The organism is bacterium, from assembly GCA_020444065.1.
In the GTDB taxonomy this organism is placed as follows: domain Bacteria; phylum Sumerlaeota; class Sumerlaeia; order SLMS01; family JAHLLQ01; genus JAHLLQ01.
This window is the reverse complement of record JAHLLQ010000002.1, coordinates 250,694-265,074: the sequence shown is the minus strand read 5'-3', so window position 1 is coordinate 265,074 and position 14,381 is coordinate 250,694. Positions and strand designations below refer to the sequence as shown.

11 protein-coding genes and 1 pseudogene are annotated in these 14,381 nt (G+C 59.4%); 7 read left to right on the top strand and 5 right to left on the bottom strand.

The annotated features are described in order from the left end of the window. Positions 1-276: 276 nt before the first annotated feature. Genes KQI84_05675 through KQI84_05660 form a run of 4 tightly spaced genes read right to left on the bottom strand, consistent with a single transcriptional unit; the run spans position 277 to position 4,893 of the window. On the bottom strand, positions 277-2,838 hold the full coding sequence (locus KQI84_05675; protein MCB2154354.1) for a VCBS repeat-containing protein: 2,562 nt from the start codon (positions 2,836-2,838) through the stop codon (positions 277-279). Beyond that, the gene (locus KQI84_05670; protein ID MCB2154353.1) at positions 2,838-3,527 is read right to left on the bottom strand and encodes a type II secretion system protein GspG; all 690 of its coding nucleotides are present in this window, start codon (positions 3,525-3,527) and stop codon (positions 2,838-2,840) included. Before KQI84_05670 ends, KQI84_05675 begins: the two co-directional genes overlap by 1 nt. Next, positions 3,479-4,288: a FecR family protein gene (locus KQI84_05665; protein MCB2154352.1), complete on the bottom strand. Its 810-nt coding sequence runs from the start codon at positions 4,286-4,288 to the stop codon at positions 3,479-3,481. The genes KQI84_05670 and KQI84_05665 overlap by 49 nt, the downstream gene beginning before the upstream one ends. Continuing rightward, on the bottom strand, positions 4,285-4,893 hold the full coding sequence (locus tag KQI84_05660; protein ID MCB2154351.1) for an RNA polymerase sigma factor: 609 nt from the start codon (positions 4,891-4,893) through the stop codon (positions 4,285-4,287). Before KQI84_05660 ends, KQI84_05665 begins: the two co-directional genes overlap by 4 nt. Before the next feature lie 441 nt (positions 4,894-5,334). Here KQI84_05660 and KQI84_05655 point away from each other — a divergent pair, with 441 nt between their 5' ends. From KQI84_05655 to KQI84_05625, 7 genes and pseudogenes are all read left to right on the top strand, one after another. After that, positions 5,335-7,317 (top strand): hypothetical protein, encoded by a 1,983-nt coding sequence (locus tag KQI84_05655; protein MCB2154350.1) that lies wholly within the window; start codon positions 5,335-5,337, stop codon positions 7,315-7,317. Next, a complete protein-coding gene (locus KQI84_05650) occupies positions 7,314-7,784 on the top strand; it encodes a type II secretion system GspH family protein (protein MCB2154349.1) in 471 nt (156 codons plus the stop codon). Before KQI84_05655 ends, KQI84_05650 begins: the two co-directional genes overlap by 4 nt. A gap of 15 nt (positions 7,785-7,799) precedes the next feature. Beyond that, the gene (locus KQI84_05645) at positions 7,800-8,372 is read left to right on the top strand and encodes a hypothetical protein (protein ID MCB2154348.1); all 573 of its coding nucleotides are present in this window, start codon (positions 7,800-7,802) and stop codon (positions 8,370-8,372) included. A 642-nt stretch (positions 8,373-9,014) separates the two neighbouring features. Further along, a complete protein-coding gene (locus KQI84_05640) occupies positions 9,015-10,745 on the top strand; it encodes a hypothetical protein (GenBank protein MCB2154347.1) in 1,731 nt (576 codons plus the stop codon). A gap of 128 nt (positions 10,746-10,873) precedes the next feature. Continuing rightward, positions 10,874-11,475: pseudogene (locus KQI84_05635) on the top strand (PH domain-containing protein). Beyond that, positions 11,472-12,236 carry a PH domain-containing protein gene (locus tag KQI84_05630; protein MCB2154346.1) on the top strand — a complete coding sequence of 255 codons (765 nt, stop codon included), beginning with the start codon at positions 11,472-11,474 and terminating at the stop codon, positions 12,234-12,236. Before KQI84_05635 ends, KQI84_05630 begins: the two are co-directional and overlap by 4 nt. A 7-nt stretch (positions 12,237-12,243) precedes the next feature. Beyond that, positions 12,244-12,981: a hypothetical protein gene (locus tag KQI84_05625; protein ID MCB2154345.1), complete on the top strand. Its 738-nt coding sequence runs from the start codon at positions 12,244-12,246 to the stop codon at positions 12,979-12,981. Between the two features lies 1 nt (position 12,982). Here the strand turns inward: KQI84_05625 and KQI84_05620 are convergent, their stop codons facing one another. Then, on the bottom strand, positions 12,983-14,317 hold the full coding sequence (locus KQI84_05620; GenBank protein MCB2154344.1) for a DUF445 family protein: 1,335 nt from the start codon (positions 14,315-14,317) through the stop codon (positions 12,983-12,985). Positions 14,318-14,381 lie beyond the last annotated feature (64 nt).

Below are 14,381 nucleotides of genomic sequence, written 5' to 3'. Positions count from 1 at the left end.
GGCCTGGTGGCTGTCTCCTTCGGACCAGTAGTTCCGCTCGGGTGCCGCGAGCCAAAACGCGCAGAACGTGCCATTCCGTTTTGCTATGACGAGGAGTATAGATTGCTGATTTTGAAGCATTTGCTATTGAAGGCACGGGCAACTTCCGATGCACGACTGACACAGTTGCATGACGCAACGGGGCCAGAATGAACAAAAAGGGCCAAGAGGCCCTTTTTGCGTCGTCTTCAGTGGTTCTTTTTGATCGGCACCCGTTTGGGCTGGCGGACTGGTGTCTTAGTAAAGGGACCAGTCAGAAACGCCTGTCGGGTCCGGCGGAGCGACAATCAGGGCGGTCATGTGTTCGGCGTTGACCGTTCCAAGGTGAAGAATGGTGTTGTCGTCGATGAAAGCCAGCCCGCCGCCCAGGAAGATCTCGGGCAAATTCACGCCGTAGGGCTCGTCGACACCGTTGGTCGGGATCACGAGAGCCTCGCTTGGATTCGGAAGACCGACAGCTACCGAACCCATCCGATAAGCGAGGTCGGTAATGGGCGAGCGAGGAACGGGGTACGAATCCGCCGTCGTTGTCGCCTCGACTCCGAGAACGTCACGCAGGAACATGTCACCCGTCTGAACATCCAGATCGAAACCGCCGGAAACGGCAACGTCGATTGTCGAACTGTAATCTTCGAATCCAAGGAAGTTCCCGTTGGAAGCGAAGCGCGCATACCGAGGCGCTGTCCGGTCGCTGACGAGGAAATTCTCAGAGATCGAGTCGTAGGCGATTCCAGCGGGGACAAACGTCGGGTCTGCAACCACCGCGGGCCACAGCGAGTAGAGGCGCCCATCGTCCGATGTCGTGACGCTCATCTCTGTGACGTGGGCATCGTTACCGAGCGCGAACAATAGCCCGTTCGTCGTATCATAAGTCATGGCGATGACTTCCGAGGCTGGCGAGATGGACACAACATCCTGGATCGTTCCGTCAAGACTCGCGTGCGCAAGAATCCCATTCGTAGTCAGTAGATAGAGCTCATCTTTGTTCGAGACCTTGCCGACACCGGCAAGGCCTTCATTCTGCAGGATGCTTCCCGACGCGCCGAGATCGAAGCTGGCGGCTGCATCCAAGGTGCCGGCCGCATCGTATGCTCGAACCTGTGTTCGTCCTGGCTGAACGACGTAAAGCCGACTGTTTGCCGGCATCCATGCCATGGCGCCTGCCGGCACGCCGCCAAGAGAGAACGAGCCGAGCAGAGTTCCGGTGGAATCGAATCGAAGGATACTGCCTGAGGAAGGATCGGAGACATAGAAGTCGCCGGTCGCCGGATCGCGAGCCAACCCCGCGAAGCCAAGATCGCCGGGCGTTTCTGCCAAGGTCACGGTGCTCTGGATTCCTGCGGCAACAGTGAAATCGTGAATTCGACCGGCCCAGCGCTCGACCACGAAACCTTCACGGTGGTCGAGCATCGCCAAGCCGGCAATATCGAAATCGAATTCGAGACGATCGCCAAGACGGGCAGCGAGATTCGCGTTCAGGTTCGGGCTGGGGTTGAACTCCTGGATCGCGCGGCGTGAGTTCTCAACCGCCCAGACCCGCGTCGGCGATCCCACGCCGAGAGCGTGCGGCCGGTAAAGGCGCAGCCCGAGGCGACCTGCAACGGGCAACTGGCCACGACGAATCGCGCTGCCGGGCTCATGAAGCGAGCCCGCGTTGAGAATGATATTCACGTCCGGGTTGGACGAGACGGACTCGTCGCCTTCGTTTGCAGTAATAAGGTCAAGGCGGCCGTTCCCGTCCATGTCGGCCGATTCGATGCGGCGCGGCTCAAGGGCGGTCGGAATAACGTCCACGAGCCCTTCGGAGCCAAAGACCGTCACGGTATCGCCGTCGAGATTCGCCACGGCGATATCGGGCTTCCAGTCTCCATCCCAATTGATGCTCAGGATATCGGAGCAGCCATTCAAGGAGGCATCGTTCAACACATCGTTGCCAAGCGTCCCGCCGACGGCATCAATCCCGAACAACCGCACCACGCGGCTGTTCCGATCGGCGATAGCGGCATCCCATTGGCCGTCTTGATCGTAGTCGTCGAGGTACACGGCATGGAACTGCGCCGCTCCGGCAGGAACTGAATAGGCCACAGGGGAGTTGAAAACACCAGCGGGGGACTGGCGCACGACGTAGCAATCGCCTTCGGTCACAGCCACCAGGTCGTCCAGGCCATCGTGATCGAGATCTGCCACGGCCAGATCGTATGGGCCATCGGAGGTGCTGGCCAGGTCGATCTCTGGCCCGATTGCGAATCGCCCGGCTCCGTCGCCGGCCAGGATGCGAATCGTTCCGCTGTTCAGATTCGCCAACGCAACATCGTCCAGGCTGTCGTTCGTGAACTGGCCAACAACCATCTGAACGGGCATCAGGGGTGAATCGAAGATAGGGGTTACGGCACTCGGCTGGACCGGAAGGAAGAGTCCGTTCCCATCATTCATCAACGTCTGAATGCTGGGCTCGTAAGAGAAAGCGTAGTTGCCGGAGCAGATCACCGTCAGATCGGCGGCCCCGTCGTTGTTGAAGTCCCCGATCGTCAGAAAACGCGGGAAGTTCGAGGGCGGGAAGGAATTTGCGCCGACCATGATCGTCTGGGTGGTTACGTAATTCCCCGAGCCCGTCCGATGGATGATCGTGACCGAATCGTCGAACGTTGAGGCGACAGCCAAATCCATGCGGCCGTCGCGGTTGAAGTCCGCGGCCACTGCGTGCTGGGGAGTCAATCCCGCGTACAACTCAAGCGTGTCCGCCAGCGCAGGCGATGACAAGAGGAGCGCGGAGAAAAGCAAAGCGCGTATTTCAGACATCACTCGCGAAACCGGCGGGCTTCCCCAGTGTAACCGCCGATATCTCCAATACTGACCGTCCCATTCGTCGGATCATACATGGTATCCACCGGATGGCGAATCCCCTCGTCCTGCAACTCATTCACGAAGAATGCGGCGCTGAACGGGCGATAGGCACCAAGTGAATCCTGGATGTCCGGCCCAATGCTGATCACCGAGGCCCCAAAGATGTTAATCTCCTCGACGTTCAGACGTTGGGACAAAGACGGGTAATGGTAGTACAGCAAGCTCCGTTGCTCATTGGGTTGCGTCAGCGTCGGAAAGTCGCCGCCGCGGTTCACGTCCCGCTTGTTCGGGAACGCCGCCCGCGCCCGCACGGTCCCGAAAGGATCGTGGAAGGCACCAGGCGAGATGTACGAAATGGGTGTGGTGAGGGCCGACAGTTGGAAGTCCGATAACAGAGCCAGCGGATCCCCCGGCACGACCGGTTGGGTGGCGGGATACCGATTGTTGTCCACGGCAAAAGCCTCGAGCGCGCCTGTTATCGTCCGAATGTTAGACTGGGCAGCTGCGACCTTTCCCCGGGTTTGCGCTTCGAGGAAGTTCGGCACCGCGATGGCTGCCAGGATTGCAATGATGGCAACGACAACGAGCAGTTCGATCAGCGTGAAGGCCGACCCCGCACGCCGGGAGCGGCGGAGGGGAAGAATTCGGCGGCACGAGCCGCTTCGGCGTTCGCGTATAGATCGAGTGCCCACGTCGGTACCAAATCTCCGTTAGCCCGCATCAACTCCGGCTCGGAATCTTTTGCGATTTTCGCAATCGATCCCGCCGACATTCGCGTGAAATGCTTCCCTTGGGCGAGCCAGACTTCTCCGCTTGCTAGAGCAACCTCTGTACCGTTCTCGCCGATCTCAACCCCGAAGGTCGTTCCTTTCACTTCTACGACACAATCCGGCGTCTCGACGGCAAAAAATCCGGAATTTGGTTCGACGCTAATCCAGACCCTACCACGGGTCAAGTTGACCTTTTCTTCCGAATTTAGGCGTATACTGGAATTCTGATCAATAAACAGAGCCACCCGTTCATCATCCAGAGTGGCCATTGCGCGACCATCTTCTCCGGTGATCAACGAGGAGTTCCCGACGAGGCGAGCCTGGGACTTGGAGCCGCTTGCGGCGAAGTCGCCCTGGCCGTATGCGACGGCTCCGATCCGGCCGTCGCCGATCGGGGTCAACACGAAGATCAAGGCAATGCACGCAGCGATGGTGGTGGCCGCCGCGGCGGACCAACGAACGAGTCCGGGGACAGACAGAATCCGAGCGCTCGGGCGGGTCCGCTCCATGGTCAGGCGAGCCTCGAAACGCGCAACGAACTCGTCGCTGGCGTCGGCTCGCCCGGCCCAGGCTTCACCCAGTCGTTCCAGGTAGTGACCCAGTTGCCTGTCCTTGTTATCGTCGTGCGCGCTCATGAAACGAAGTCCTCGAATCTTAGTCCTTGTTCCTCCAAATGCTTCCGAACCTTTGCCAACGCCCTGCTGATGTTTACGCCCACCGACCCCATCGGAATGTCCATAACTGCAGCAATTTCCTTGATCTGCAGGTCACCGAAGAAGCGAAGCATCAGGACTTCTCGTTCCTTTGGCCGAAGGTTGTCCAGCGCTTGCCGCAAATGCAATCCGAGTTCTTGCACTTGCAGGTCGCCAAGCTGCTGGGGCGGCACTTCGAGGGCAAGTTGACAGAGCACGTCGCCTTCGACGGCGATCTCCGCCTTGTACTTCCCCTTGCCCATCTCACGCGCGATCTTCCGCCGTGCGATGGTGAACAACCAGGGCCTGATCTTCGCCGGACCGTGGATCTTCCGACGGTCCTGGAAGGTGGTCAGAAACACCTCCTGAGCGATCTCTTCGGCGATCTCCCGGCTCCAGGTAAAGAGCCGGATAAAGCCGATCAGCCGCTTGCGATATGCCTGGACAACAGCCTTCATTGCCTCGGCATCGCCGGCCTGAAAGCGCACAAAGAGTTCGGGGCTGATGGCCGGGCTATCCGACTCTCGCATCCGTTCGTGCCCTTTCATTCGGTTAATGCCATGAGCGAAGAATTTTTTTTCACGCGATTTTCCCGCAACAGAAAGCAAGAAATCCCAATGCCTTGCCCTCCAAAAAACCTCGCGAACGGCCTGCCTCTTGCAGATTCAGGGACCATCGCGGCCAACGCCGGAAAAGGCCTGACGCAAGTGGGAAGAATTCTTCACACACCTGCACAGAAAAGCGTCACCGGCCCCACAATGAGAAAGCAGAGGATGCGGGTCAATCCCCACTCGAAGCGCGCGGCAATTTGTTCCTGAGAAACGAAACGCCGCCCCATCCGATTCCTCGCTCTTCCTCTCCCTCCCAAGTCGGAAAAAGTTTTTCCGAAAATGTAAAAGATCTCAAGCCTAATGGCATTTGACATTCCGAAGGGGTTTTGTACCCTTCTGGATTGGGAAACGATACTCCGCTCTAATGGAGAGTGTGCCATGAAGCTTCTGACTCGCAGACCACGCCCGAACACTATGAGGCGGAAGGGATCTGTCCTTCTTTACTCGATTATCCTCATCTCGCTGGCGGGCGCGTCGACGGTCTCCTGGCTGGGCTACGTAACCACTGCGCAGCGCGCCTCCGTGCGCGACCGCGCGCGTCTCTATGCTTTTTACTCGGCCGAATCGGGGGTCGAGCAGATCGTCGACTGGTTCAACAACCCCGATAATTTCGTCGCCGCTGTGGACGACTTCCCCGTGCCGAACGATTACGATGATGAGGCAACAAGCCCGTACGGCCTCGAGCATCCGGGACTCCACCCGGGCGACTACTCGCTGTTCGAGCCCTACATCCTCGGATACGACACGAACTCGTACGGCGATCCGGTCGACAAGGATGGCCTGCCCGTTCTTGATGGGAACGGGAACCTGGTTTCCGGGGCCGAACCTGTCATCACACAATGGACCTACTTCCAGGACGAACTGGCCGGAAGTAATGTCCAAGTCAGCCTGACGAGCAAGATCCCGACGACCACGTGGGAATTCAGCGATGCGGTTGACGTCCAGGATCTGGATCTGCCGCCGTCGGTCCTTCAGATCCTTGATGGCCAGGCTCGCCTGGCATACGTCACGAAGCTCCAGTTGGTCCATCCGAGCGACTTCCAGGACGAGCTGCCCACCGACACGCGCGTGATTACAAAGGTCGTGGCGACGGGTACAACGGGCGAGAGGCGCGGCAACATCAACGTGACGGTCGAGATGCTGCTGACCATGAATCCGACGCTGAATCTGGCGTCGCCCGGCGCGATTGTCTCCCGCACCGGCGTCGAGTTCGCCGGGCAGTACAACGTCCATTGGGGCGATTTGATCGCTCATCAGGATATCGAGTTGCCGCCGAATTTCTGGACGAACGGTAATGGCAATTCAATCACGAACCAGACCGAAGACCCGTGGTTCCGTGTCCGGACCGAGGGCTGGCTGCGCGACGAGCATGACAACTACGCAGACGGTCGCGAATGCACCGGCTACGCGACGACCGCCCCGGCTTCGGATGAAGTGCAATACGAGATGCCCTACTATATGGCAGATCTTTGCGCCAACTGTGCGGAGAAGTCTGTCGACAAGAAGAAGCCGACGCCTGGCGGCGGCGGAGCGCCCGGTGGTGGAAGCAACTGCAGCTCGCCCCCGGATTATGAGAATCTCCTGCAGAACCAGAACATCAACTGGCCGGAGTACGACTACGGCGAATGGAAGAAGTTTTTCCTAATGGCCGGCCTCCCCTACTACTTCACCGATTCCGATGGAACGATTTACGGAATCGAGAAGGATCCAAGCAGTTCGGATTACGGCCAGATGGTCGGCAAAGATTGGGCGGGCTGGTTCGGAATCGAGCCCGACGATCCCAACTACAACAACTTCGATGAGAAGTTCGCCTTCATCGATACGATCCCGACGGATGCGAATGGGAATCCGGGGCCGAAGGATGAGCATGGCGTTCCCGTCATCGATTCCACCTACTTCAGCCGCCCCCCGATGGGCGATGGCAGCAACATGTCGACGATCCAGGAAGGCGGCGGCGGCGTTCACAGTCGCGGCGCCATGCTGGTGGCGGCGAACCTGACCTTTGTCGGCCAAGGCAATCCGCCTGGCTACGACGAGATTCTCGACGAGGACGGCGTGGAATACGTGACCCGGCCCGATGGAAGCTCGCCGACCAACGATGAGGCAAAGCAGTTTAAGATCTCCCACAACGGTCTTCTCTATACATGGGGGCAGATCGATTGTAAGGGTAACCGCACAGTCTACGGCAGCGTGTTTGCCGATCGCGGGTACGGTTCCAATGGCGGTCCGGATGTCTGGTACGACTACCGGATGAAGGACGGCCGCTGGATGGACATCAATCAATCCATCGTGCGCCGCACGCTTTGGGAAATCCGACAGTCTACGGGCGAAGAAGCCGTGGACGAGGAGGCTGCAGGATGAACTTTCTAAGGGCCAGAGGCTTCACACTGATCGAGGTCATGGTCACGGTTGGAATCGTCGCCATCGTCGGCCTGGCGATTGTGGCCGGAATCACGTATGGCGTCGTCATTCAGCAGAACATCAAGGAGCGCAACTCCGCGATGCGTGCTGCGGCGGAGGTCATCGAGGAAACGAAGCGTACGCCGTTCTTCTCGCTGGCTCCGATCACGTACACGAAGAATGACGTCCCGCTCGATCCGGTTGTAACCCTTGATGACCGGGGCACGGTATCGACGGATGACGACGTTCTCGCCGAGTCGATAACGCTTCGGTTCTACAACACGGATGGTACTGCCGCGACGACCCCGATCAACGAACGCAAACTGGTCGTCGCAAAGGCACGCGTTCAGTGGCGCGGGGCCGGCCGAAAGGCCGACAGTCCTGAGGACTATCAGCAAGTTATGATCACGACGCTCCTGGCACCGTGAGATAGGAGAAGCAAAATGATTGGAACAATGAATAGAGTGATGACCTGGCCGTTCCGGCGCTTCGCGAGAAGCCGTCGGCGGGGCTTCTCTTTCATCGAGATGCTGGTTGCTTCGACGGCTTTCACAGCCGTGGGAATCTTCGTCGCCTATGTCAGCATCGCAATCGCGAAACAGGCACGGCAGAGCCTGACCGTTATTCCGGCTCAGGGTCGTGCCTATCGCGCAGCGGACCGCGTGCGGAATCACCTGCTCGCAGCGAGTTTCGGCAGTGTCACGGTGACGGATCTCACCGCCGATGGTTGGGGAAGAACCATCACGTTCATGGATCCCTCGAAGGCCACGGGTACCAATAGCTCGATCTACTTCGATGCGAACAATGGACGACTGTACTACGCCGACCCTGGGAAGCTGGTCGATGGGAGCGTTGTGGGCAATCAAACCCGCACTTGGGACGACGTCGTTGACGCGGAATTCCGCGTGATCGGCAGCGGGAAGTTCATCCAGGTCAAGATCACCGACACTGGTCGAGACCTTCGGAACAACCCGGTAGAGTTGACCTACATGGATACGCTGACCGTACGGAACTAGGTCCTGTGTAAACCATTTGGGGGGGTCAACCCAGCGAGGCGGGCGGTCTTCACACGAAGACCGCCCGTTAGTATTTTGAGGTGCCTGGCATCGGAGGTTGTTTTTTTGTAAGAAAATCGCCCCTGGGTGCCATAGGCTATAATTGAGCAAGCAATACAGAGATTTCAAGTCTTCCCCAACCCCAATCCCAGGGTCGATCCCGGTGCCTTCGAGCACCGGGATTGACTCTTTCAAGGGTCGAACAAAAACCAACAATGCCAACGTTTTACACCCCGAAAGGTACCATAAAAAGGGGGAGTCGAAGTGTAACAAAAATGGGGGAAATCGACATAGACTTAGTGAGAGCGCAAAAGGATGTGACGGCACCACTGGGTAGACCGACAAAGTCCATGGGAGCGCTCCTCGAAAGGCCCTTCGCACCGATACCACCGAATGGCTTTCCAGACGGGTTGGAAGACTCCAAATACAATACTTAGCAGCAGTGGGGATTGAGGTTTCCCTCCGGTACTCCCACACCGGGGGATGCAGGCCAGAAGAAGGGCAGGCGTCCTGAAAGAGGAACGACAAAATCACAAGGGATCGAGTGCCATGGGCACAATGACAGCAATCAGACAGCGGATGAGACGGAATCGCCGGGGATCAGTGCTCCTCTTTTCTGTCATCATGATTACAATCGCAGGAGTCGCCGTAGTCTCCTGGCTTGGGTACATCACCGAAGCGCAGCGCCAGGCGCGGCGCGATCGGACGAGGCTCTACGCGTTCTACGCAGCGGAGGCCGGCGTTGAAGAGGTCGTCGACTACTTCAACAACCCGGCGAATTTCACCGGGACAGTGCCCCAGGAGTACACGACCGCGATGGCGACATCGCCTCACACACTCCCTCACAACGTGCATCCGGATGCCTACACCTTGTTCGAGCCGTATGTGCTCGATTATGAGGTGGATGATGAAGGACGCCCGATCGATAGCGACGGACTTCCAATCTTTGACACAGATGGAAACCTGACTGGCACGCCCGTCGTTACGACGTTCACGTACTTCCAGGATTACGGCAACGGTCTGCAGAGCAAGATCCCAACGTGCACGGTGTATGAAGCGGACGAACCGGACGAGGATGAGACGAACTCCCACCTGGTTTCTCGCGACGACTGGGGGAATGCGCTCGGTTGGGTGACAGAGCTTCGCCTGGAAAACCCGGACGACTTTGATACGAATGGCATGCAGCGTGTGATCTGCAAGGTCATCGCCACAGGCCAGGCATCCAACGGCGTGAGCACCACGGTGGAGATGTTGCTGCGCGAGAATCCGACGCTTGTGATTCGTTCGCCAGGCGCCATTGTCACTGAGGCCGCGGCCGAGTTCGACGGCAACTTCCACGTGCACTGGGGCGAACTCTGGGCCAAGAGCGACGTGGAACTGCAGTCCAACGAAACAATCAAAATTCCGAAGGAAACCGAGGACCCGTGGTTCAAACTGCGGACCGAGGGCATGCTGCTGGACAGTTCGGGAACGAAGTACGCGGATGGCACGGTTTCCGGCGGATACAGCGACACACCGGTCGCATCGACTGCAGCAAACTACGAAATTCCCTTCCTGGAAAGCGTCATGCACGCTGACAACTTCAAGGGTGGGGCGAATAGCTGGAAAGACTACGAGAACCTGCGGCAGCACCAGAACCTCGACTTCCCATCGTATGATTACGATGAATGGAAGCGGTTCTTCCTGATCAACAGCCTGCCCTACTACTTCATGCACCCCGATGGTCGCGTTTGCGGAACGGATCCCGACACGGGCGAAGTGGTCTGCAAGGACTACTTCGACTGGTTTGACATTGATCCGTCTGATCCCGACTACTTCGACATGATGGACCAGTTGGTCTTCATCGATACGGTGCCGACGGATGCCGACGGAAACTACACGCTGGTGAACGATGTGCCAGTACGGGACAGCGTCTATCACAGCCGCGAGCCTAACCGAGACATCGGCAATATGGTCACACTGCGTGCGACCGGTAACAGCATGCACACGCGCGGTGCGATGTTCGTGGCCGCGGATGTGTACTTCGGTGGTGAAGGTAACCCGCCCAGCAGCGATTCGATTCTGGACGAGGACGGAAATGAGTACGTCGTCGATCCGGCAGGGAATGGCCCACAGCAGAAGTTCAAGGTCGCCCATAACGGCTTCTTCTTCGCCTGGGGCCAAATCGACACCGGTGGCAACCGCACCATCTACGGCAGCGTGTTCGCAGGCGACGGCTACGGCGCCGGCGGTACGCCGGAAGTCTACTACGACTATCGTCTCCGCGACGGCAGTTGGATGAACTTGAACCAGTCGGTCGTGGAACGGACGCTTTGGAATATCGCGGGTCTGTAAGGCCTGTCTGAATCTTCCCCAACCCCAATCCCAGGGTCGGTCCCGGTGCCATGCGGCGCCGGGATCGACTCTTTTAGCAGAAGAGCGTTGCCCCTGTTTCCCGACGGACCATTGAATGAGTTCCCGAAATGGCCGTAGAAGGAAGTGACGCGCCAATCCTGGCAGGAGGCAACGCATGGCCGACGAACAAAGTATTTTCGCAATCGAACGTCCGCACCCAAGCCTGATGAAGCTGTATCTCATCCGCTCGATTCTATCAGGCCCGTTCGTGGTTCTCTCGCTCCCGATGCTCTACTTCCGCTACCACACGATGCGGTATCGGTTCGACGATGAGGGAATCAGCATGCGGTGGGGAATCCTCTTCCGGCGCGAGGTCAACCTGACCTACGCGCGCATCCAGGACATCCACCTGACTTCCGGCGTGCTGCAGCGCTGGCTGGGCCTGGCCGACATCCACATCCAGACAGCTTCCGGCAGCGCACGCGCCGAGATGACGATCGAGGGGCTCAAGGAGTTCGAGGATATTCGGAACTTCCTCTACTCGAAGATGCGCGGGATGAAGAGCGGCAATCGCGGCGCGACGGCGCCTCAGCCCGTTCAGCCAGTTCCGGCCACGCCGGGCATTCCGGCAGACAGCGAAGTGATCGCCCTGATTCGCGAGATCACGGAGGAAGTCCGTGCCGCTCGCGAAGCATTGGATCGCGCCGCCGGGAAGGGAGAAGCATCATGAAGCAACTGATCCTTCGATTGCTGAAGGTCCCGCCCGAACCCATCGATCCGATGGGCGACCACGATCAGCTTCTTGTGTTCCGCGCGGCGGAGAATTACTTCAAGTACAAGCTGGTTCTCTGGGCGATCGGGCAGGTCTTTACCGTAATCGGCATGCTGGTGGGCTTGGGGTTTGCCGCGGCGTTCACAACCCAGGCTCCCGGGTGGTTGATTCCGATTCTGGTTCTGCTGGAAATCGCGTGGCTCGTGTTCATCATCGTCCAGGGCGTTTTCAGCTTCTTCGTCCTGCGGCTGGACTACGAGATGCGCTGGTACAAGGTCACGGATCGCGCGCTGCGCATCCGGGAAGGCATCTGGCAGGTCCGTGAGATGACCATGACCTTTGCGAATATCCAGAATATCTCGACGACACAGGGACCGCTTCAGCGCGCGCTGGGGATCGCCGATCTGCAGGTTCAAACGGCCGGTGGCGGCGGCGCGGCACAGGCCCAGGAGGGGCAGAACCAGCCGGGATTCTTCAACATGCACACGGGCTACTTCCGCGGCGTTGACAACGCGGAGCAAATCCGCGACGTGATGCGTCAGCGTCTGCGCGAGTACCGCGACTCGGGACTCGGCGATACGGATGAATCGCCGGAGCCCGTTGCCGCGATTCCGGCGGCTGCGCCTGCTTCATCGCCGGACATGCTTGCGGCGCTGCGCGCACTGCGGGAAGAAATGGGCGCGTTCCGCGCGAGCGCTCAAGCCCTGGCCAAGGAGTAACACCGAGTTGTTCGACGACCTGGTACAGTACTACGAGATCCTGACGCGTCTGCAGGGCTGGACCGGCCTGATTGCTAAGGTATGTCTGGCATCGATCCTGGCCGCCATCGCCGGCGGCAATCGCCGCCCAGGTCAGCAACTGCTCTCCGTCGTGTTTGGCGTGCTCTTCTTCCGAATCTTCCTCTCCCTATTTATCCGTAATGAGCAGGGAGCCTTCAACGTCAGCCCCGCGATGCTGCCGATGGCAGTTCCTGCGTTCGTGCTGGCGCTGGTGTTCGCCATCACGGTGTTCAAGCCGGAGGGCGAGTGGGTCGTCCTGCATCCGGTGCCGTGGAGGCGCTGGCTGGGATTCCTGCTGCTGGCCTGGGCGTTCTACTTCCCGGTGCATTCGGACAGCGAACTCGGTGCGATCCTGTTCTCGCCAATGGGGGTGATCCCGGGTCCCGCGCTTCTGGCGGCGGGCACCGTGGCATGGCTCAGCATTCCCAACACGCCGCGGCTGGCCGGATGGGCATTGGCCCTGGCGCTGATCTACTATGGCATCATGGAAATGGTCGCAGGGATTGGCTCATCCGCCGTGATGCTGCTTCTCGGACTCGGACTGGGCGGCGAGTTGATCTTCAACACAATGAAGGCTGGTGGGATTCTGGAAGACGATGTTCCGCCCGTCGATCGCAAGACACGACGCCCGACTCGGGAACAGAAAGAGAAGGGCAAAGAGCAGCGGACGTGGAAATTGAAGTAGCCTAAACCAACAGCGTCAGAAACAGTCCCGCAAACCCGCCGAGCAGAAGTCCCAATACCTGAATCCAAGCCAATTCGCGCCGTCCGATTTCGTCGACCAGGTCCTCGATCGCGGCGGCTTCCATCGCCAGCACCTGGCGCTCGACGATCTCAGCGACGGGAAAAACGGTGACGAGTCGAACCTGAAGTTCGGCGAGATGCTCGCGAACAGCCGGACGAAGTGCGCCGTTGTCGGGCTCGAAGATGGCCTCGGGAATGCGCGTCGCCAATTCGTCCAGGGCTGCCTCGACCATATCCCAGGTTTCCGGATTGCTGGACATCTCGGCGATCTTGTCCGCCAGCACGGTGATGCCTTCTTCCTCGAACCAATCGAGCACGCGATCGACCAATCGAGTGCGCACCCGCGCAAAAGCGTCGGCGGTTCGCTCGTCCTGAAGCCGCTCGATAATGCCGCCGGCCATCTCGACCAGCATATCCGCCAGGTCCTCGGTGGCCTCTTCGCTGCGAAGCGTCTCGACGATCGATTCGCGCATTTTGTCCCAGTCGATGACGAATTGCTCGGCCAGGAAACCGCGCACTGGATGGCGTTCGCGATAGCGCAGGAACTGCTCCTGCAGCACTTCAATGATGCGCACGACCACGCCCTCGCGAGACGATTCGTGGAAGATCCATCTCGCAAGCCCACGACGCATCTCGCGGCTGGCGGCGAACTGGCGCACGCCGCTTTCAATCCAAGCCATCAGGCGTTCGGCCGTCACGGTCTCGTTGATCACACGCTCGATCGCGGTGCGAAGTTCCGGGCGAAGGCGCTGAACGAAGTTTGGCCCGTACTGACGCAGGCCTTCCGTGACGTACTCCGTCAACAGGCGGCGCGTGGCAGGCGCGGCGAGAATCTCGTCCATCTCACGTCGCAAGGCCCGCCCGAGCGGACCGCGAAGCGATTCGTCGCTGAGGCCCGCGCCGACGGCTTCAGGACTGAGAAGGCGTTCGGCCGCGACGGCGCCGAGCGCGCGCGCAAAGCGCTCCTGCTCGCGCGGCAGCAAGCCCTGCTGCCACAGCACAAGCCAGCGATGCCGCCGGTGCGGACGGAACAGCATCTTGATCGCGAGCCAGTTCGTCGTAAAGCCGATCGCACCGCTGACCAGGACGATCAGGATGTGGCGGACAAGGCCCTCGGGAGCCGTTACGGAGGAGGGAAAAAGGCGCGCAGCGACAAGCCACAACAAGCCGCAGAATGCGACGATCGACAGCAGCGCGCTGACACGCAGAAGCCACCGCAAAGCCGCGAATCGCGGGCTCGTCTTCAGATGCCGCCGAATGGAACCGCCTTCTGCCATTTGCCCTAACCTCGCCTTACCGTGACTTAATCCGGCGAGGAAGGGCAAGAGGCGAAGGCGGATC